This window comes from Chitinophaga sp. 9-1-y (assembly GCF_059511905.2).
In genome coordinates this window covers 5,487,021-5,507,222 of sequence record NZ_CM197955.1, presented here as the reverse complement: position 1 = coordinate 5,507,222, position 20,202 = coordinate 5,487,021, and the positions used below count along the sequence as shown (strand labels likewise).

The following is a 20,202-nucleotide window of genomic DNA, read 5'->3' as shown; positions in this document are numbered from 1 at the left end:
CATATCATGAATTTGGCGACAATAGACATTGTGATCATCTTTCTTTACCTCGCTGTTATTGTGGGGCTGGGGTTCTGGATATCGAAGAAAGCATCTAAAAATATCCAGTCGTATTTCCTGGGAGATAATAACATCAAATGGTACTGGCTGGGATTCAGCAATAGTAGTGGCATGTTTGATGTAAGTGGTACCGCCTTTTACGTGGCACTGCTGTTTGTATATGGCTTCAAAGCTGCGTGGTTGCCCTGGTTGTGGCCTATCTGGAACCAGATTTTTGTGATGGTATTCCTGGCCATCTGGATACGGCGTAGCAACGCTATGACCGGCGCCGACTGGATCACCAAACGTTTTGGAGATGACCGGGGCGGCCGACTGGCACATATTATTGTAGTGCTGTTTGCCATTGTGAGCGTGATTGGATTTATCGGCTACGTGTTCGTAGGGATTGGTAAATTCAGCGGAAGTATTTTGCCCTGGGACCTCTCGAATCCGCTGTTGACCAGTCAGCAAACCTATGCCGTGATCATTGTGGCGTTAACCACCTTGTATACCGTAAAAGGAGGGATGTATAGTGTAGTAGCCACAGAAGTATTGCAATACGGCATCCTGCTGGTGAGCTGTGTGCTGGTGGTAACGTACGCTGTACATGACGTAAATTATGCAGAACTACATCGTAAGGTACCGGAAGGCTGGAGTAATTTCTGGCCCACCTGGAAACTGGATGTGAACTGGAGCAACTCTTTCCCGCAAGCCAATCAGAAAGTAGCGGAAGATGGTTTTACCTGGTTTGGTGCATTGGTGATGATGATGATTGCCAAAGGCGTATTTTCCAGCTTAGCAGGCCCGGTACCGGGTTTTGATATGCAGCGTATCCTCAGTGCTAAAAAGCCGAAGGAAGCGGCCATGCTGACAGGTTTCACCAACCTGGTATTATATATTCCGTTGTTCATGATGGTGAGTGCTTTAACGTTGATTGGTATCAACTACCTGATGCCCGTATTGCAGGGACAAACGAAACCCGATTTCGAGATTATTCTCAGCAGGGTAGTAGGCGGTTATTTGCCGGCTGGCGTAAGAGGCGTGGTGCTGGCAGGTTTGCTGGCTTCTTTCATGAGTACATTTTCTGCCTTTGTGAATGCGGCGCCGGCTTACCTGGTGAACGACTTCTATAAAAAATACTTCAGACCCAATGAAGCGCCGGCCCATTATGTGAAATGGAGCTATGTGACTTCGGTGGTGGTGATTTTAACGGGTTGTATTTTCGGATTGTTTGCAGATTCATTGAGTTCATTAACCCTGTGGATTTCTTCCGCGCTGTATGGTGGTTATGCCGCAGCCAACGTGTTGAAGTGGATCTGGTGGCGGTTTAATGGCTACGGCTATTTCTCCGGCATGCTGGTGGGGTTGATTTCCGCAACGTTTGTGCCTAAGCTGATGGACCTGTTATCGTCTGCTTATTTCCCGCAATACGCTGATCTTTTCGGTAGTGGCATTGGTACCCTGATCTCGTTCTTTATCATCCTGGTATTTTCTATGACGGGCAGTATATTGGGTTGCCTGCTCACGCCGCCGGCAAATGAAAAGGTACTGACGGAGTTCTATGTAAATACCCGTCCCTGGGGCTGGTGGACGCCGGTAGCCCGTTGGGCAAAGATGGCGGATCCTTCCTTTATGCCTAATCAACAGTTTAAATGGGATGTGTTGAATATACTGGTAGGTATTTGCTGGCAGATGAGTATGGTGATTATGCCCATCTGCTTTGTATTCGGTTATTTTGAAAAAGGATTCCTGGCAATGGGCGTATGGCTGGCCTGCATGGCAGTGCTGAAATTTACCTGGTACGATCGCCTGCATATCACGGCAGCAGAAAATATACCGCATACTGCTCCGGCTACTTTGACCGCAGAAAACGCATAATATGATGAAGCAGATTTTCTTCACCGCAGGGTTATTGTTATGGGGCGTTTCCGCCGTTGCGCAATACGATAGTACCTATGGTAGTAGCTACTACCGGCAAAAGGTGACCCAGTTTTATGGGATACCGGATACTGACAACGGGGAAATCATTTTCCTGGGAGACAGTATTACGGACATTGCAGAATGGGCGGAGTTATTTAAAAATCCGAAAATAAAAAACAGGGGTATCAGTGGCGATCATACGGCCGGTATTTTAAACCGGTTGCAGGAAGTGACCAATCGTAAGCCGGCAGCAATTTTCCTGATGATCGGAATTAATGATATGGCAGACGGGGTGCCGGACAGCGTGCTCCTGGCCAACTATACGGAGATCATACGCCGCATCCGGCTGGCATCTCCCATCACAAAAATATATGTGCAGAGCATACTGCCCACCAACGACCACTTTAGTGAATTTGCACGGCACCAACACCAGGAATCGCGTATACAGGCTGTGAACCGTCAACTGGAAATACTGGCGGCACAACGTCAATGTACCTACGTAAATTTACATGATGCGCTGAGCGACCCGGAAGGCCGGCTAAGCAGCGCCTACACCAATGATGGCCTGCATTTAACCGGCGCCGGTTACCAGGTTTGGAAAAGCATCTTGCAGCAAAAAAAACTATTATAATGAAGATTACGGGAACATTTATAGATGAAATCAGTCACGATATCCCGCACCAGAACTGGGGCCGGGAAGAATGGCGCAGGGATTTTGAGCATATGAAAGCCATCGGTATTGATACGGTAATCCTGATCCGTAGCGGTTACCGGAAGTTTATTACCTACCCTTCCCGCTATCTTATGAACCAGTTTGGTTGTTACCAACCACCGGTAGACCTGGTGAAAATGTTCCTGGAACTGGCCGATGAACTGGATATGCAATTTTATTTTGGCCTCTACGACAGCGGTAAATACTGGGATACCGGCGATATGCAGCATGAAACCGACAGTAACCGTTTTGTGATAGACGAGGTATGGCAAACATACGGACATCATAAAAGTTTTAAAGGTTGGTATCTCAGTATGGAAATCAGCCGTAAAACAAAAGGGGCTGCTGCCGCATTTCGTACACTGGGCTTGCAATGCAAGGAAGTAAGTCGGGGCCTGCCCACGCTTATTTCTCCATGGATAGACGGTAAAAAAGCCGTGATGGCAGCTTCCGGGCAACTGACCAAAGCTGAATCCGTATCGCTGCAGGAACACGAAAAAGAATGGAGCGAAATATTTGAAGAAATCAGGGGAGCTGTAGATGCGGTGGCCTTCCAGGATGGTCATATCGACTATAGTGAGCTGGAAGATTTTTTCCGGGTCAATAAAATGATGGCCGATCGCTATGGACTACAATGCTGGACCAATGCAGAAAGTTTTGACCGCGATATGCCGATCAAATTCCTGCCCATCAAGTTTGAAAAACTGCGTTTGAAGCTGGAAGCCGCACGCCGTGCCGGTTATGATAAAGCGATCACGTTTGAATTTTCTCACTTCATGAGCCCGCAGTCGGCCTACTTACAAGCAGGGCATTTATACAATCGCTATAAAGAGTATATGCATAGTTTGTAGGAGCGGAAAGCAAAAAGCAAAAAGCAAAAAGCTATTGAAGCGATTGAGAAGGGCGGATAAGTAATTTAATACTCGCCCTTGTCAATCGCTTCAATAGCTTTTTGCTTTCTGCTTTCCGCTTTCCGCTAAATTTGATTTATCTTAACGTATACTCATTAAACATTACTTACTCATGCGTAAACAGGCATCCGGGAACAAACTGCTTACATTCTTTAAAAAATTAGGACCTGGATTAATAACAGGGGCCAGTGATGATGACCCCTCCGGTATAGCTACCTACTCACAGGCAGGCGCGCAGTTTGGACTGGCTACCCTGTGGACCGCCTTATTAACGTTCCCCCTGATGGCTGCTGTGCAGGGCATGTGTGCCCGCATAGGACTGGTCACCTGCCAGGGCTTAACAGTGACCCTGAAAAAGTATTATCCACGCCCGGTACTGTATACCATGCTGCTGTTCAGCTTTCCCGCTATCACACTTAACCTGGGCGCCGATATTCAGGGTATGGGGGCCGTATGTCATATGATGGTACCCGCCGTACCAGTATCCGTTTTTTGTGTACTCATTACCGCCCTGATGATGTATGTAATCATTCAGTACTCTTACCAGAAAATAGCGATGATCCTGAAATGGCTTTGCCTGTCGCTGTTACTGTACCTGGTGGTACCTTTTATGGTAAAGCAGGACTGGCCGGCGGTACTGCGGCATACTTTTATCCCTACAATCCGGTACAACAAAGATTTCTTTTCCATTATTGTAGCCCTCCTGGGCACCACTATTTCTCCTTACCTCTTTTTCTGGCAAACTACTATGGAGGCGGAAGATGTGGCGCATAGCACAACGGGCATTGTGGTGGATAAAAGAATATTGGGTGATATGAAAACAGATGTGAACACGGGGATGTTGTTTTCTAATATAGTGATGTTTTTTATTATCCTTACCACAGGTAGTGTATTGTTTCCTGCGGGTATTACACAAATAGATACGGTAGATCAGGCGGCCCAGGCTTTGGAGCCGCTGGCAGGTAAGCTCACTTCTTTTATTTTCACCACTGGCGTGCTGGGAACAGGTTTGCTGGCTATCCCGGTGCTGGCGGGTTCTCAGTCTTATATGCTGGCAGAAACCATGGGATGGTCAGCCGGGTTGGATAAAAAATTCGCGCAGGCGAAGCCGTTTTATATTTCCATCATCGTGTCGCTGATTGTGGGGTTGTCGCTCGATTTTCTTGGGGTGAGCCCTATCAAAGCGCTGTTGTATACGGCCATTGCCTACGGATTAACGGCGCCCGTGATGATTGCGATGATCATGCATATTGGCAATAATAAAAAGATCATGAAGGAGTTTACCAACTCGAAGTTGTCGAATATATTAGGGGCGCTGACCCTTATTATTATGACGGCTGCCGCGGTAGCTATGATCTGGTTTTTGTTCTGATGTTAAAACAGCGATAGTATTTCAGCGAAAAATATCATTTCATAAGGACCAGATGTAGTAGCTTTCCCCCCATAACACGTTTAGGATGCACCGATATTTCATTATACTCTCCGGCTTACTATTATCGATCGCTGTAACAGCACAACAACGTATACCCGTCAACGTCATACCCAATACATTTAAAGATGTGACGGCGCAGGTTCAACGTGTGATTAATGCCAATAAAGACAAGCCCGGCACCGTGCTGGAGTTTCAGCCCGGCCGGTACGACTTCTACCCGGATAGCGCTGTGAAGAAAACGTATTTCATTTCCAATACGTCCAGCGAAACAGAAGTACCTGATAAGGAGAAAACAATCGGCTTGTTTTTTGAAAACTGCCGTGACATGACCATTGAAGGTAATGGGGCTACTTTTGTATTTCATGGAAAGATGATTACCTGGTTATTGGATCATTGTGACAACATGACCCTGCGCCACTTTACTGTTGATTTTGAACGGCCATCTATGTCGGAGCTGACACTGGTGAGCCTGTCACCTACCAGTGTTACAGCGGCTATACACCCGGATTCCCGGTTTGCTGTTATTGGGCAGCGGTTGGAGTGGTATGGTGAAAAATGGGACATGAAACAATTCCACGCAATACTGGCAGATACTATCAGGGGCGTAAATACCTACTCTTCCTGGGATCCGTTTTATAAAAGTAAAGCTACGCTGGTAAGCCCCGGAGTGGTGCGCTTTGATGGCGACTTCTCCCGTTTCAGCGGCAAGCCAGGAGACATCCTCTCCGTGCGGGATGGCATCCGCGACCAGGTAGGGGCCTTTATCCATCATGCAAAAGATATCCACCTGGAAGATATTAACATGCGGTATATGCACGGACTGGGCATCGTAGCGCAGTTTTCCGAGAACCTGTATTATCAGCACATACAGGTGGTACCTGCCCCAGGCGGTGGACGGACGATGGCTTCTTTTGCAGACGGCATGCACTTTTCCGGCTGCAAGGGCGTTATCGAAATCACCGATTCACACTTCAAAGGATTACACGATGATCCCATCAATGTGCATGGCACACATCTGCAGATTACAGAACGGATTTCACCTACTGTATTGAAGCTGAAATTTATGCACCATCAAACCTATGGCTTTGCCGCTTACTTTGCCGGCGATAGCGTAGCATTTGTACGCAGCGCCGCCCTGCAGGGATTAGGCAATGGTCGCATTACCGCTGCCCGTATGCTCTCCGACCGGGAAATGGAAGTAACGCTGAGTGAAAACATACCAGCTACTGTGCAGGTAGGTGATTGCCTCGAAAATATAACCTGGACACCGTCATTGACTATACGAAATTGTCGCTTTGAAAGTGTCAACACACGTGGGCTGTTGGTAACCACCCGCAAAAAGGTAGTCATTGCCAACAATACCTTTTACAGAACCGGCATGCACGCTATTTTAATAGCCGATGATGCCACCAGTTGGTATGAATCCGGCCCGGTGCAGGACGTCACCATTACCGGTAATACTTTTGAAGGTTGTGGCTATAATTCGGCGCCCGGTAATTTTGTCATTGCCATTGCACCGGAAAACCATACACTGGTGAAAGGATACATGGTACACCGTAATATCCGCATTGAAAACAATGATTTCCGGGTGTACGATTACCCCATCCTCACTGCCCGGAGTACGGCGAATCTTATTTTCAGCCATAACCGGATTACCTGGGTGAAAGATTTTATGGCGCCACAAGCCACGGTGAGCGCAGCTTTTAGCCTGACAGCCTGTGAGAAAGTAACGATAAAAGAGAATGATTTTAAAGTGCCGTTTCAGCCGGTAGTGCAACTGAAAGAGATGTTGCCGGCGGCGGTAAAAACAGATTTACCCGTTAAAAAGTAACCTGAAATGCCCCCGCACAGGGGGCATTTTATTTCTTCACAACCCGAAATCCCTGGTTGCTAAATGAGGCGCGCCTGTTAACCCTGCCTATATCTGCAGAATTAAAAAAAGAGCAGGACTTACTGCTGCACCACCAGGAACCGCCGCGGGCATGCACTATCGAAGGACTTTCTCCCGGAGATACCTTACCGGAACAAAATTCAAATACATTGCCGTATACATCATACAAGCCCCAGGGATTGGGTTGGAAACTGCCTACAGGAGCCGTGTACATATATCCGTCTGAACTATCCGCCTTTAAATGGTCAGAGCCATGCCAGATGTTAGCATATTGACCAATAAGCGATTTGTCATTACCGAAAAAGTAGTCAGTGTTGGCGCCTGCGCGGGAGGCTATTTCCCATTCCTCCAGGGTAGGGAGCCGTACATCCGCCCATTTGCAATAAGCTTCGGCATCGTTATAACTGATGCAGGTAACCGGATGATCCATTTTGTGATCGATTCCACCTGCACTTACACCATTGGGAAAACGCCAACAGGCAGTACTATCTTCGTGCCATTCAAATTCTTTTAGTCCCGGCAGAAATACAAGCGCATTGTGGCGCCGCTCTGCATCTGTGATGTAGCCGGTGGCTGCTACAAAGGCCGCAAATTGTTGATTGGTTGTTTCGCAGGCGGCAATGTAGAAACTATCTACCACTACCTGCCGCCGTGGATTCACACCATGTTGTTTTTTCCCAATCCAGTATTGTCCACCAGGTATTGGTATATAGCTGCTTTTATGCTGTGCCCGCACAGCATAAAAGCAGCATAGCAATAACGCTAACGCACTAACGTTTTTTAGGAAGCCCATTATAGAAAGCAGTGGCACGTTGTATAATCAGTTCTTCGTTCGCCGTATTACAAATCAGGTAAGCCCGGTAGCTGCTTTCCTGGTTAGTTGCTGCATATAATTTTTTATAGGATGGGGAGGTCATGAATGGCGTATACTCATTTTTTTTCATCAGCAACATGAGTAGGGTAAGAATGTCTTTGTCTTTATGATCCTTGTTATAAGTGCTGATCAGCAAAGGAATCATTTCCCGGCCATTTAAATCTTCAATCGCTCTTTTATAGTTAATTCCTACGCGGTTACTTCTGCCAATTGATTCGCTCATCAGGGCGATGGCGGAATCGCGGTTGGCCTGCATGAAATTCCCCTGGCGTTCACTCCAGCTAAAATCGCCAAAGGCATCAGGTAGTTGACCGAATACTTTTGTCTCTGATCCCGGTACCGGTGGGGTGGCATCACAGTTCTGGCTATACGTTTCTGCGTGAATCATATGATAGGTGAACTTCTCGCGAAGTGATAACGCCATATAATCTTTCTGGTTCAGTACCAGGTTTTCGTCGTCCGTTTCTTTAATACGGCTGATCAGTCCTAATACTTTTTCCAGTCCATAAGGCGGGCGGGTGATTTTGACACGGGATTCTTCGTAAGCCAGGGTTGCTTTGGTGATATGCTCGTAATCTTCCGTTTCCTGGGCAAATCCAACGGCATAAGAGGTTAAAAAAACAAAAAGGACAACAATACGTTTCATATAGTTCGAGAAAATTTTAGGGAAAGATAAAGCAGTAGGGAGAAACGGCCAAAGTTAATTACTGTTAAAATGGCCGTTTGGCCTCCTTCTTTTAACATAAAATTTAAAACCCACTTCTCTGTGTGTTGTTATCATAGTACCATTTAGCTTCATTGTGCTGCATTATTTATTTGTCAACATCTAAATTTTGTCATCATGAAAAAGCTTTTTTTATCCGTCGCCTTCATAGCTGCCGTGAGTTCGCTTTATGCGCAAAGCAGTGGCCCTGCTGTGGGGATGAATCGTAAGGAAGTCCGTAAAGAACGGCACGAACAAAAAATTACCCTGCGGAAACTGGAAGGAAAAGAAGTAAGTACGCTTTCCCAGCATCAGTTTAATATCGATTTCGGGAATATACCGGATGTTACCTGGAGCCGCGAAGCTTACTTCGATAAGGCTACGTTCGTTAATGCCAAAGGAAAGGAAATGTCGGCCTATTATGATATGGATGGAGGATTGGTAGGTACCACTGCTGTTGCTTCTTTTAGTGATCTTCCGCCGATGGCGCAAAAAGAAATTAGCAAACACTACAACTATTATGAACACGCACCTGTTATTTTCTTTGATGATAATGAAGACAATGAAACAGATATGATCCTCTATGGCACCCAGTTTGACGACGCGGATAATTATTTTATAGAACTGGCCGATAAGAAAGGAAAGCCTGTTGCCCTGAAAGTAGACATGCAGGGAAACGTGTCTTATTTCGCAGATATGAGTCATCTTAAATATTGAAACCACGTAACATGAATAACAGGAAAATTCATCATCGCCTTTTGTTCACCTTGTTGCTCCTGTTTACCGGAGGTTGTGCCGGCTCCGGCAGCGTAAGCCAGGTATCGATGCAGGGGCCACCCCAGGTCAGCATCACCTACCAGACCTTCTACGAAGAATTGTCGCCTTAAACGACGAATGGCCCGCTGCCAGACCGGAAGAACAATGTCCCAATGTATCACAACTTCCTGTGATGCACAGAATAATCCACCTCCGGAAATGAGAGGTGGCGGTGCGCCACATAGTCCCGGTGGTAGAAACGGTGGCCGCCATTAATGACAGCTAAATTGAAACGCGGTCCTGCTGGTAATGGGGCTGCGTTTTTCATTTCTTTATAAAAATATGATTACCCTATAGGATTTGTAGACTATAAAATATACTTTTGTTCCCATCAATGAAAAAACACTAAACCAACATTACTTCCGGCTAATCAAAGGCTACCATTTTAATACCAACAACTAAATGAAAAAGCTTTCACTTTTCATGTATGGCATCGCCATGCTATTATCTTTCACTGCCCGGGCCCAGCAGCCGCTGAAAATCACGGGGCAAATAAAATCAGGTAAAGGCGATGCGCTACCCGGCATCAATATATTGGTGAAACATAGCCGGTCAGGCACGGTAACAGATGCGCAGGGGCGCTACACCCTTACTGCTGCTAGTTCCGATACGCTGTTAATTACAGGTATCGGTTTTAAAAAACAGGAAGTGCCGGTGAATGGCCGGGATCTGCTCAATCTACGCCTGCAGGACGACGAAACGGCACTGGGAGAAGTAGTGGTAGTGGGATATGGTACACAAAAGAAAAGCGATTTGACTAACGCCGTTTCCCAAATCAAAGGCGCCGATATCACCCGGCGGCCCGTATCCAACATACAACAGTCGCTCCAGGGCATTGCCCCCGGCGTAACCGTATTAGACAGGGGAGGCGCTCCCGGCTCATCTGCCGCCACTATCCGCGTGAGAGGCATCACTACTTTTAATATCAACAACAGCTCCACCAGCGGTTTCGATCTTGGTAAAAATGATGCATTGGTAATTGTGGATGGTATCGAACAGCAAATGTCTTACCTCAACCCGGAAGACATTGCTTCTCTCACAGTATTGAAAGATGCTGCATCCACCGCTATCTATGGATCACGCGCTACCAACGGGGTGATATTGATTACCACCAAACGGGCCAAAGCCGGTAAGATAACCGTGAACTACAACGGTTACTATGCCTGGCAACAAAGCGTGAACAAGCCGCAAATGATGGATATAGCATCCTATATGCGGGAACAGGTAGCAGCGTATACTAACGCCGGCGTAGCCGTACCGCCAAGATTTACAGAAGCGTCTATTCAGCAGTATGTCAACGCAACGGACAGGTATAAATATCCCATGCCCAATACCTGGTTCCAGACCATGCTGAAAACCGCGCCACAACAGAGTCATGCGCTCTCACTCGCAGGTGGCAACGAAGTAGTGAAAAGTCGCCTGAGCATCCGCTACCAGGATCAGCAAGGCATCGTGGAAAATTACAGCAACCAGCTCAGCGAGCTCCGGTTGAATACTGATTTTACACCGGTGAATAGTCGCTTCCACCTGGCCGGAGATATCCACTATCAGAACAATGGATCTAATGCGCCCACAGTAGCGCCTTTCAATAATATGCTCCATGGCTCTTTATGGGCCGTGCCCAAATATCCGGATGGTACCTATGGCCTGAGTACACAGGGTAATAACCCGCTTATGTTTGATGAACTGGGAGGACTATCTAAACAGATTATAGATTACTTTAACGGAAATGTAAAGGGCGATGTGGAACTGCTGCGTGGCTTGCGTTTTTCTACCCAGTTTGGCGCCCGCGTGATATACACCAGGCAGAAGAATTTCGCGAACGCCTATACGAATACCGATAAAAACACCAACATCACCAAAACGGTAGCAAATAATTCGCTCACGGAAGTACGCAATAACCTGAAAGAATATACGTGGAATAACCTGCTTACGTACGAGCGCTCTTTCGGTAAACATGATCTCAAAGCATTGGCAGGATATTCACAAATCAGCAACACGCAGTCTTTCCTCTCCGCTTACCGCGAACGTTTTTATAACAACGATATTACGTCGATTGGGCAGGGCGCCAATGATGGCACCAAAAGCAACAGCGGTAGTGATGTGGCATACGGACTGCGCTCTTATTTTGGCAGGATCAACTACGCTTATGCCGGCAAATACTTGTTGGAAGTCAACGGTCGCTATGATGGATCTTCCCGCTTCGCCGGTGATAAACGCTACAGCTTCTTCCCGTCTTTCTCGGCAGGCTGGCGCATTGCGCAGGAAAATTTCTTTGCTTCGTTATTGCCCTTGGTCAACGATCTGAAACTACGCGGCTCCTACGGCAGCACCGGTAACCAGTCGGTAGACCTCTACAGCTACTACGATGCACTCACCGCTACCAGCTATACCTTTAACGGGGTGCCGGTAGCCGGATATCGACAAACCACCCTCGCCAATACCGACCTCGGATGGGAAAGTACCAACCAATTGGACCTCGGCCTGGATGCCGCTTTTCTCGATAAGCGACTCACATTGACCGCCGACTATTACCGCAAACTCACTTCCAATATCCTGCTCAACCTGGATATCCCCGCCACGGTAGGACTCAACGCGCCGCCGCAAAATGCCGGTTCGGTAGAGAATAAAGGTGTGGAAATTGCAGTGAACTACAGCAGTAAACCCACCAGTGAAATACGTTATAATATAGGCGCCAACGTTAGTTACAATGAAAATAAAGTAACAGACCTGAAGGGAACAGGCCCTTATATTACCGGTTCGGATATAGATCCCCGTTATATCATCAAAACAGGGCTTCCTATCAACACCCTCTGGGGATACCAGACAGACGGGCTGTTTCAGACCCAGGAAGAAATTAGTAAATACCCCACACTGGCAGCCAACACCAAACCGGGAGACGTTAAATACGTGGATCGCAACCACGATGGGAAAATTGACGCAAACGATATGACAAATATTGGGGTGTCTTTCCCAAAATATACTTTCGGTATCAATGCTGGTATTCAATATCATGGCCTGGAACTAAACATCCTGTTACAGGGGGCCGCTAAAGTAGATACCCGCTTATCCGGTGCACTCGCCGAAATGGGTAACCAGGAAGGGTTCACACATAAAATATATACGAACAACTACTGGACACCAGACAATCCCAACGCCCGTTTCCCGCGGCCAATAAAGTATGATCTGCGTAATGTGGCTACTTCCGATCGACTGGTAATTGATGGCTCTTATCTGCGATTGAAAAATATACAACTGGCTTACCAACTGCCAACCCATATCACGCGGAAAGCTTTTCTCAGCAGTGCCAGGGTATACGTGTCTGCTACTAACCTGTTCACCATTTCCAAATTAAATGAATGGAACCTTGACCCGGAAGCAGAATCCGGCAGGGCAGTTTATTACCCGCAAACATCGTTGTACACCGTTGGTATTAACCTGCAGCTCTAAGGCTGTGCAAAATTGAAATGCTATGAACTTAATCAATAGAAGTATTTATCTTTTTCTCGTCATCCTGCTGTCATCCTGCAATAAAAACCTGCTGGATACTGCGCCTACCGATCGGCTGGCAGTGAATATTTTCTGGAAAACAGAAGCCGATGCCAAACTGGCCGTGAATGCGCTGTACCAGGACCTCGACTCTACCAATATCCTGTCATTGGATGCCCTCACGGATATTGGTCATACCAACCAGAACTTTGATGTACAGGCGTATATCGAACTGGGTACTTACGACCAGTCCAGCGCCAAGGTATACGGAGAGTGGAAGAATGCCTACAAAGGCATTCACGCAGCCAATTATTTCCTGGAAAATGTAGACAAGATTACCGTGGTTACCCCTGCACTGATTAACCAGTTCAAAGGAGAAGCCAAAACCTTACGCGCTTACCAGTATATTAAATTAGCCGGTTTATATGGAGATGTACCACTGGTTACTAGCTCCATTACCCTGGAGCAGGCACGGACCCTGAAAAGAACACCGGTGTCTGAGATCTACGACTTCATCGATAAAGAACTCACCGAAGCCGCGGCCTTATTGCCGGCCAGCTATACCGCTGCAGATAAAGGTCGTATTGCCCGCGGTGTTGCCTGGGCGCTGAAAGCGCGTGCCGACTTATTTGCCGGTCGTTATCAACTGGCCGTGGATGCGGCTACGCAGGTTAACAGTCTTGGCTACACGCTGTATGATAGTTACCAGAAATTATTCAGCTATGCAGCAGAAAATAATAAGGAAGTGATCCTGGATAAACAGTTTATCAAAGACAACTATCCTAACAATGTATTCAGTTTAATGGCGCCTTACAGCCAGAAAAATGGCAACAGTTCGTATGTGCCTACACGCGTGTTGGCAGATACCTATCAAACCAGCAGCGGCAAAGGGATCAACGATAACGGCAGCAATTATGATCCGGCACATCCTTATGATAACCGCGATCCGCGCCTGCGATACAGCCTGTTCGTAGACGGTGATGTACTACCCTCCGGGCAGTTGTTTCATCCGGCTCCCAACAGCGGCACCGCGGATGCTATCGGTAGTACCTACATTGCTTCTACCACCGGTTACAACCTGAAGAAGTATATCAACCCGGAAGATTATGTCAACCCCACTAACTGTGGTATCAACATCATCCTGTTGCGTTATGCAGAAGTATTACTCACCTATGCAGAAGCAAAAATAGAACTGAACCAGTTGGACCAAACCGTATACAACGCCATTAATACCGTGCGGCAGCGGGCGGATGTGAATATGCCTGCCCTGCCGGCAGGGTTGACACAAAGCCAGTTGCGGGAGGCTGTACGCTATGAACGTACCGTGGAACTGGCCTTTGAGGGACTTCGCCTCTACGATATCCGTCGTTGGAAAACAGCGGAAACCGTGATGAATGGGCCGGTGTACGGCATTACGTGGAATAACAACGGACAACCTGTCACGGTGCAGGTAGTTTCCTTTAATCGGGCATTTGATAAGTCCAGGCATTATCTTTGGCCGGTGCCGCAAAAAGAGCGCGACCTGGATCCGGCATTATCACAAAATCCTAACTGGTAATAGTTATTTATGAAGAAGTATCTCTATTGTTTACTGGCAGGGCTTTCTATTGGCAGTATTGATCAATTGTATGCGCAACAGCGCCCTAACATCATTTTTGTGCTGACGGACGATATGGGGTATAGTGACCTGAGTTGCTATGGCAACCCGCAAATTCGTACCCCTTTCCTCGATCATGTGGCAGAGAAGGGGGTGAAGGCAACGGGCTATATGGTTACTTCGCCATCCTGCACGCCTTCCCGGGTAAGCCTGCTCACCGGACGTTATCCTACCCGCTCTCAACTCAATTTTCCGATTCCTCCGGGCTATAAAATCGGGTTGCCGGATGAAGATGTTACCATTGCTGAAATGCTCAAAGGAGTGGGCTATAATACCTGTATGATAGGGAAGTGGCACCTGGGTGATATTCAGCCGTATAACTTTCCGGTCGCACAGGGATTTGATCATTACTTTGGGTTGTTGTACAGCCACGACTATCGTTCTCCATATGTGAAAACAGATACCGTGCTGAAGATTTACCGCGACAGAACACCGGAAATTTATCGCCCGGCAGATACCTCACTCACGGAGCTGTACACCAAAGAAGCCATCAAATACATTCAGCAACAAAAGAAGGATAAACCTTTCTTCCTGTACCTGGCGCATAACATGCCACACTTGCCGGTAGCGGCTTCCAAAAAATTCAGAGGGCAATCAGCCGGAGGATTATATGGTGATGTGATTGAGGAGATAGATGCTAACCTGGCAGCCCTCTGGAAGGCGTTGGAAAAACAGGGGCTCGCAAACAATACCATTTTCATTTTCAGCAGCGATAACGGTCCCTGGATCGACTATCCCGCCCGTATGTCGGCCGATGGTGTGATTAAACCATGGGATGTAGGCAGCACCGGTATCTTCCGGGGTAAGAAAGGAGAAACCTATGAAGGTGGACACCGCGTACCTTTTATCGTATACTGGAAAAATCATGTACCTGCCGGCAAAACAATCACGGATGCGTTTACCAGTATGGATGTATTACCAACCCTGGCGCAATGGGTGAAAGCTCCGCTTCCCGCCGGCAGAACATTGGATGGTGAATCAGTGGCAGCACTGCTGACCGGGCAGCAGGCACATATCGCACATCACCCCATTTACTATGTAAACAACGGCACGCCGGAAGCCATTCGCGTGGGCGACTGGAAACTGCGCCGCATCGTGGATAAAACAACAGGTACAAAAAATATCGAGTTGTTTAACCTGCAGTCAGATGTACGTGAACGCAGCAACGTGGCCGCTGAATACCCGGATAAAGTAAGTGATCTTGAACAACAGTTGGATAAGTATAATGGTAATGCGGCTAACTAGTAGGTGTTTACAATAAAAAAGGTGCGATGATTCCCTCATCGCACCTTTTTTATAAATGAAGGTTGAGTAATTGCATGGCTTTTTTATGCTCCAGCTCCCGGTGATGTCTGAAGATACTTTTGGTCACAAAATGTCCCAGCGACAGCCCTATCAGCACATCACTGCTCCAGTGACGATTTTCGTATAGCCGGGTTATGCCGGTAAGCCCGGCAATACTATACGCCACCCATGGTACCCAGGGATGATCTTTGCCGTATAGCTCGGCCATCGCGGTGGCTACTGTCATCACAGTAAGACTATGCCCCGAAGGAAAGGAGGTATGTTGTTTGTCTTTGCTGAATGGTGGTTCAAAAGTAAAAGGGGAGTCGTAATAAGTAGGCCTGCCTCTTCTTACAATACTTTTAATAGTCGCATAAATGGCAGTAGAAATAATGAGTGATTTGGCTGCCATCAGCCCGCCATGCTCGAGGTTCCGGTCATGTGCAATCACGCCGGCTACATAGATGCCCGCAACCAGGTAGGGAGAATAAGCATTGCCAAAAGGTTCTATCTGGTCAGTAACGCTGGTCACGAAATTACTTTGATGATGTACAAAGAATTGTTTTACGCCATAGTCGATCCCCAGTAAAATACCCGTTACGCCGGTAATCACGCCCAGCCGTATATAGTCCCGTTTTTCCCAATGTGCGGGGCGGGCTACAGTATACTTCAGGTCCTGCCAGATACTGCCCAGGTAAGCCCCGTTGATGCGGTAACGGATCAACCTATCCGCAGCCCGTACAGGTGCCGCTACGCTGTCTGTTACGGTGGTGCTGTCTGACTGTCCATGTACATGGCCGGTGAGTAGCAGTAATAAAAAGAGTATAAGCGTGGACCTCATCTGTATAACTGGTTTTGGAGTAATAACGAATGTAGCATTTTATTAAAAAAGAAGAAGAAACGCGGTACCTTTAGCTACTACAATCAACTTCATATGAAAATCAGTATGCTCTCTTTATGCTTCTTGCTGGCTACCTCCGCGGTATTTGCCCAACGGGTAAAGCCAGACGTTGTACCGGTAACCGGCGGCGAGTTAACCATTCAACCCATTGAACACGCCAGCATGGTGTTAACAGCCGGTAAATCTACCATCTACATAGACCCGGTAGGTGGCGCAGGAAAATATACCGGCCTCGCTGCACCCGACCTGATCCTGGTTACCGATATTCATGGTGATCACTTCGATGCCGCTACGCTGAAAGCTGTCAAAACGGCCAAAACCATTATCATTGTTCCACAGGTAGTAGCCGATAAACTACCTGCAGATGAAAGGGCCAATGTAGTGGTGTTGAAAAACGGCGACCAAAAGAAGGAAGCGGGTGTAGACATACTCGCCATCCCTATGTATAATATTCCAGAAGGCCCCAACACCATGCACACCAAAGGCAGGGGGAATGGTTATGTACTCAGCTACGGCAAAAAGAATATCTATATCTCCGGCGACACCCAGGGTATCCCCGAAATGCGTAGCCTGAAAAATATAGATGTGGCTTTTGTTTGTATGAACCTGCCCTATACGATGGATGTGCCGGAAGCCGCTGATGCCGTGCTGGCCTTTGCACCTAAAATCGTATATCCATACCATTACCGTGGTAAAGACGGATTCAGTGACGTAAATAAGTTTAAATCACTGGTAGATGCCGGTAACAAAAAGATAGACGTCAGACTGAGAGATTGGTACGCCAAATAAGGCCATTTTCTTTCGGGCGGATTAACATCGATGCTGGTGTAAAATCGTTACATTTAAGTTTTACACCAGCATTAATTCCGCAGCTATGACAGGAAACAAAATTATTTGCCCCGGTTGTCACCTGCACCTGGCAGATGAGCAACTCGCCCCTTCCGACAGATACAATGCATCCGGTGAATGCCTGGATCTTTTTCAACAACTTTCGGCCCGCACGTTTGCCCTGGAACATCCCGACTTCCATCATCAGCTGGCAGTAGACGCCTACAGTGCCCAGCACGCCGGTGGCGTAGCTAAAAGCATCACCACCGCCTATGCGCTGATAGGACTCTATCTTGCGCTGGAACTCAAATACACCGGCCGGCAGGTGCAGCATGTACACAGTATTATTCCCAAACAACACTGGGCGCCCATTACACCGCCTGAACAACCTGCTGCCATCACGGTACAGGAAGTACTAAAGGCAGGTACCAATGAGGCGCTGTACACCGCCATCCGCAAATGGGCAAAATCCGTATGGGATAGCTGGGCCCTGCACCATGAATGGGTGAAGGAAAAAGCAATGCTGTTTGTAGAACAGAATGCATAAAGCCATTCCTGTTCGCACGGGCAGATCGCATCAATAGCTTTTTGCTTTCTCCTTTAAGCTTTCTGCTTAAATTGCGTCCCATGACGCTACTCACATTTTCTTTTGGCCCCCTGGCAACGGCGGTGTTGATTCTTATCATCGCCATCTTATGCGTTAAAATGGGCAAACTCACCATACCCGCGGCGGTAATGGCTTTCTTTGTTGGCCTGTTGGTAATGCTGGGGACGGGCTATGGCGGCCTGGTATTGCTGGGTACTTTTTTTATCCTGGGGGTAAAAGCTACCTCTCATAAAAAACAGTTGAAGCAGGAAGGAGGAGATGCACATCCCCAGCAACGCACCGCCGGACAAGTATTTGCCAACGGTGGGGTAGCCGCTATTATGGGATTGTTGGCGATATGCTTTCCTTCGTACACTGCTACCTGGTGCCTGATGCTGGCTGCCAGCCTTGCTTCTGCTACCGCAGATACCCTCTCCTCTGAATTAGGCATGGTATACGGCCATAATTTCTATAATATCCTCACGTTTAAGAAAGAACCCAAAGGCCTGGATGGGGTGATTAGCCTGGAAGGTACGCTGCTGGGCGCTGCGGGTGCATTGCTCATTGCGGTGGTATATGGCGCTTTCTTTGGTTTCAATACAGCAATGCTTATTGTATGGTTGGCAGGTGTATTGGGAAATGTGATAGATTCTTTGCTGGGCGCTACGTTGGAGCGTCAACGTTATATCGGGAATGATGCGGTGAATTTTTTGAATACGGCGCTGGCAGGGTTGATAGCATGGGGTTTAGCGGGCATCATTCATCTGTAAAACGCTGTTTTAATTAAAATATAAAAAGGCATTAAGTCTTGTCCTTAATGCCTTTTCTGAAAGTACCTAACTCACTTTACTGCGCTGTTTCTTGCTCCGCCAATGGTAATTGTGGCCACACATCATCATTTGGCCGGTCAATCGGTAAGGTATTCAGCCGGTTATACCGGCGCATATCAATTAACCGATGTCCTTCTCCGAAGAGCGAAAACCTGCGCTGTACCAGTAGTTCATCTAACAGTTTGTCTTTGGTATCCAAATCATTCCTGGCAGCAACACCATGCGCTGTTCTGATGTGGTTGAGTGCAGTAGCTGCTTCTGTAAGCTGATTGGTTTGTAAACTGGCTTCTGCATAGATCAGTATCAGTTCCTCATTGCGTATAATAGGTATGGGACTGGTTTCTTTTGGATAGAGTGCAAAGTCCCGGTCTGAAGTAAGATCATCACCCTTAAACGGTTCCGTTCTTAAGGCGGTTTTCTTAATGCGGTCATCTGCCGGATCTATATCATGCGCAAAAGATGACTGCACAAATCTTACCTCGGAGGTACCATCTGGCAGGGTTACCATATCATTGACCATATCGCCGCTGGCCGCCGCAAATATATGATATACCCCCTCATTCAAATCAGCACCCGCTGCTTTATTCAGGAAAGATGCCTGTAGAAATGCCAATGCATCCGTCCATTTTTGACGATAAATAGCTACACGGGCGGCCAGTGCACGGTTGAATTTCCGGAAACCGGCAACATCACTGAATCCTTCAAATCCAGCAGAGAGTTGGAACAAAAATTGGGCGTCTCCCATAGCGGTATTGGCTTCGTCCAGCAACTGGGCAATGGCAGTATACGCCGCGTCTTTTGTTACAATAGGTCCCAGCTTGTCGGGATCAGCTACATCAATACGGATACCATTTTCATACGTCAGGTTCAGGCACATGAGCAGTTGGTAAGCCATAATGGTTTTCGCAAAAGCAATGTATCCTTTGCGCTGCTTGTCATTAGACAGGTAAACAGAGTTTTTTACCCCAATGAGTAACAAGTTGGCATTTTTTATTACACCGTAACGATACAACCAGTAGTTAAAGCAGTAGAAAGAAGTGCTATTCAGGGTAGAGGTGCCTTTTCCCAGCAACTCCTGTGTCCAGCGATTTTCTGAACCGGAAGAACGATAATACTCCCTGCCAAATATGCTTAATAGATCTAATTGCAGCGACAGCTCCAGTCGCATACCGCCCTCGCAACCAGTGACCAGGTTATTTAAATCAGCGATGGTTGGATTCTTTACTATTTGATCCATCGTAGGGGCGTTGGGGTTAAGTATCGGTTCGTTTTTGCATCCCGTCAGCAGCAGGCCGGTGAGGAGAAGCATTGAAAATATACGTTGCATAA

General features: G+C 47.3%; 17 protein-coding genes. 13 read left to right on the top strand and 4 right to left on the bottom strand.

What is annotated here, in order from left to right; translation table 11 throughout:
- Positions 1–6: 6 nt before the first annotated feature.
- From AC5ZC7_RS21715 to AC5ZC7_RS21695, 5 genes are all read left to right on the top strand, one after another.
- The gene (locus AC5ZC7_RS21715; RefSeq protein WP_496158949.1) at positions 7–1,917 is read left to right on the top strand and encodes a sodium:solute symporter family transporter; all 1,911 of its coding nucleotides are present in this window, start codon (positions 7–9) and stop codon (positions 1,915–1,917) included.
- A 1-nt stretch (position 1,918) separates the two neighbouring features.
- Positions 1,919–2,590: a GDSL-type esterase/lipase family protein gene (locus AC5ZC7_RS21710; protein WP_496158950.1), complete on the top strand. Its 672-nt coding sequence runs from the start codon at positions 1,919–1,921 to the stop codon at positions 2,588–2,590.
- Positions 2,590–3,522 carry a DUF4434 domain-containing protein gene (locus AC5ZC7_RS21705; protein ID WP_496158951.1) on the top strand — a complete coding sequence of 311 codons (933 nt, stop codon included), beginning with the start codon at positions 2,590–2,592 and terminating at the stop codon, positions 3,520–3,522. The genes AC5ZC7_RS21710 and AC5ZC7_RS21705 overlap by 1 nt, the downstream gene beginning before the upstream one ends.
- A 172-nt stretch (positions 3,523–3,694) precedes the next feature.
- Positions 3,695–4,954 carry a divalent metal cation transporter gene (locus tag AC5ZC7_RS21700; protein WP_496158952.1) on the top strand — a complete coding sequence of 420 codons (1,260 nt, stop codon included), beginning with the start codon at positions 3,695–3,697 and terminating at the stop codon, positions 4,952–4,954.
- Between the two features lie 85 nt (positions 4,955–5,039).
- Positions 5,040–6,845: an alpha-1,3-galactosidase-related protein gene (locus AC5ZC7_RS21695; RefSeq protein WP_496158953.1), complete on the top strand. Its 1,806-nt coding sequence runs from the start codon at positions 5,040–5,042 to the stop codon at positions 6,843–6,845.
- 28 nt (positions 6,846–6,873) lie between these two features.
- Here the strand turns inward: AC5ZC7_RS21695 and AC5ZC7_RS21690 are convergent, their stop codons facing one another.
- Together AC5ZC7_RS21690 and AC5ZC7_RS21685 are read right to left on the bottom strand one after the other, a co-directional pair.
- Positions 6,874–7,698, bottom strand: coding sequence for an SUMF1/EgtB/PvdO family nonheme iron enzyme (locus AC5ZC7_RS21690; protein WP_496158954.1), 825 nt, complete (start codon positions 7,696–7,698; stop codon positions 6,874–6,876).
- Positions 7,676–8,425: a hypothetical protein gene (locus tag AC5ZC7_RS21685; protein ID WP_496158955.1), complete on the bottom strand. Its 750-nt coding sequence runs from the start codon at positions 8,423–8,425 to the stop codon at positions 7,676–7,678. The genes AC5ZC7_RS21690 and AC5ZC7_RS21685 overlap by 23 nt, the downstream gene beginning before the upstream one ends.
- Positions 8,426–8,620: 195 nt before the next feature.
- On the opposite strand from AC5ZC7_RS21685, the gene AC5ZC7_RS21680 reads away from it, so the two are divergent.
- From AC5ZC7_RS21680 to AC5ZC7_RS21660, 5 genes are all read left to right on the top strand, one after another.
- A complete protein-coding gene (locus tag AC5ZC7_RS21680; protein ID WP_496158956.1) occupies positions 8,621–9,199 on the top strand; it encodes a hypothetical protein in 579 nt (192 codons plus the stop codon).
- A gap of 11 nt (positions 9,200–9,210) precedes the next feature.
- Entirely contained in the window at positions 9,211–9,369 is a 159-nt protein-coding gene (locus tag AC5ZC7_RS21675; protein WP_496158957.1) for a hypothetical protein, read from the top strand.
- 331 nt (positions 9,370–9,700) lie between these two features.
- Positions 9,701–12,748 (top strand): SusC/RagA family TonB-linked outer membrane protein, encoded by a 3,048-nt coding sequence (locus AC5ZC7_RS21670; protein ID WP_496158958.1) that lies wholly within the window; start codon positions 9,701–9,703, stop codon positions 12,746–12,748.
- 22 nt (positions 12,749–12,770) lie between these two features.
- A complete protein-coding gene (locus tag AC5ZC7_RS21665) occupies positions 12,771–14,345 on the top strand; it encodes a RagB/SusD family nutrient uptake outer membrane protein (RefSeq protein ID WP_496158959.1) in 1,575 nt (524 codons plus the stop codon).
- A 9-nt stretch (positions 14,346–14,354) separates the two neighbouring features.
- Complete coding sequence (locus AC5ZC7_RS21660; protein ID WP_496158960.1) at positions 14,355–15,689, top strand: sulfatase-like hydrolase/transferase; 1,335 nt, start codon at positions 14,355–14,357, stop codon at positions 15,687–15,689.
- Positions 15,690–15,738: 49 nt separating this feature from the next.
- Here the strand turns inward: AC5ZC7_RS21660 and AC5ZC7_RS21655 are convergent, their stop codons facing one another.
- On the bottom strand, positions 15,739–16,569 hold the full coding sequence (locus tag AC5ZC7_RS21655; RefSeq protein WP_496158961.1) for a phosphatase PAP2 family protein: 831 nt from the start codon (positions 16,567–16,569) through the stop codon (positions 15,739–15,741).
- 93 nt (positions 16,570–16,662) lie between these two features.
- Here AC5ZC7_RS21655 and AC5ZC7_RS21650 point away from each other — a divergent pair, with 93 nt between their 5' ends.
- The 3 genes from AC5ZC7_RS21650 to AC5ZC7_RS21640 all read left to right on the top strand — a co-directional run bounded on the left by AC5ZC7_RS21650 (position 16,663) and on the right by AC5ZC7_RS21640 (position 18,813).
- On the top strand, positions 16,663–17,418 hold the full coding sequence (locus tag AC5ZC7_RS21650) for an MBL fold metallo-hydrolase (protein WP_496158962.1): 756 nt from the start codon (positions 16,663–16,665) through the stop codon (positions 17,416–17,418).
- An 85-nt stretch (positions 17,419–17,503) separates the two neighbouring features.
- Positions 17,504–18,004: a DUF5946 family protein gene (locus tag AC5ZC7_RS21645; RefSeq protein ID WP_496158963.1), complete on the top strand. Its 501-nt coding sequence runs from the start codon at positions 17,504–17,506 to the stop codon at positions 18,002–18,004.
- 80 nt (positions 18,005–18,084) lie between these two features.
- Entirely contained in the window at positions 18,085–18,813 is a 729-nt protein-coding gene (locus AC5ZC7_RS21640) for a DUF92 domain-containing protein (RefSeq protein ID WP_496158964.1), read from the top strand.
- 76 nt (positions 18,814–18,889) lie between these two features.
- Here AC5ZC7_RS21640 and AC5ZC7_RS21635 read toward each other — a convergent pair whose 3' ends face one another.
- On the bottom strand, positions 18,890–20,200 hold the full coding sequence (locus AC5ZC7_RS21635; RefSeq protein WP_496158965.1) for a RagB/SusD family nutrient uptake outer membrane protein: 1,311 nt from the start codon (positions 20,198–20,200) through the stop codon (positions 18,890–18,892).
- Positions 20,201–20,202 lie beyond the last annotated feature (2 nt).